This window comes from Microbulbifer okhotskensis (assembly GCF_023895975.1).
GTDB classification, from domain to species: Bacteria; Pseudomonadota; Gammaproteobacteria; order Pseudomonadales; family Cellvibrionaceae; genus Microbulbifer; species Microbulbifer okhotskensis.
Genome location: NZ_JALBWM010000324.1, coordinates 1 through 857 on the forward strand (window position 1 = coordinate 1; position 857 = coordinate 857).

Consider the following 857-nt stretch of genomic DNA (forward strand, 5'->3'; position numbering starts at 1 on the left):
AGAGTGGAATGGCACCGTGTAGTCTTTTTCAACCGCCTTGCAGAAATAGCCGGTGAATACCTGCGCAAGGGATCAAAGGTGTATATCGAAGGCTCACTTCGCACCCGGAAATGGCAGGACAAGCAAACCGGCCAGGACCGCTACACCACAGAAATCGTCGCAGCTGAAATGCAAATGCTTGATGGTCAGCAAAATGGCGCTCAGCAGGGTCAGGGATTCCAGCAGCCCTCCCCTATAGCCCCGCAAAGCCAGCCACAGCAAAGGCCAGCACAAGGTCAGAGGGCACAGCAAAATCGACAGCAGCCACCTAGCTCCATGGGTGGTAGCAATGATTTCAACCAAACTTTTGATGACGACATTCCATTTTAGGAGATAGCTATGGGTGACTTTTGGAGAAAGCACTATTCATGGATGTCAGAAGGCCAATGGAAGTGCTTTGAAATGCTCTGCGACTTGTTTGGTGGTCCTCATCATATAAGGAACAAAGTAAAGCCTTGCGGCAGTGGAATCGAGATAAATGAACCTACTCACAATAGACTCGCGACCTTTGATTTTAACTATCTTACTCGCGCGGTTGTAATGGCTCATGACCGAGCAATTAGATTTGCAATTGAGCCAAGTGGCCCAGGTTTGCTAAGACTAGTCCTTCACTTCCGAGGGAGTAGAGCGGGCCGAATGTATGAGCGGCACCCAACCATGGAAGAAGCTGTTGAGGCTGCACGGAAATAATCACACCAGTCTGGGCCGCTAGTTCAGGGCCCCTAACGGAGTTCACATGGAAATCTCAAAACTCCCCCTCAATAAGCAGGCAACAGCAGTATTAGCAGAAGTGAAAAAGTTTCTTTCTGTATTCCAAG

1 protein-coding gene is annotated in these 857 nt (G+C 49.2%); it reads left to right on the forward strand.

The genetic code is table 11. The annotated features are described in order from the left end of the window. Positions 1-369 (forward strand): single-stranded DNA-binding protein (ssb, locus tag MO867_RS22330; RefSeq protein WP_252473265.1); only part of this gene is annotated, 369 nt, incomplete at its 5' end. Between the last annotated feature and the right edge of the window lie 488 nt (positions 370-857).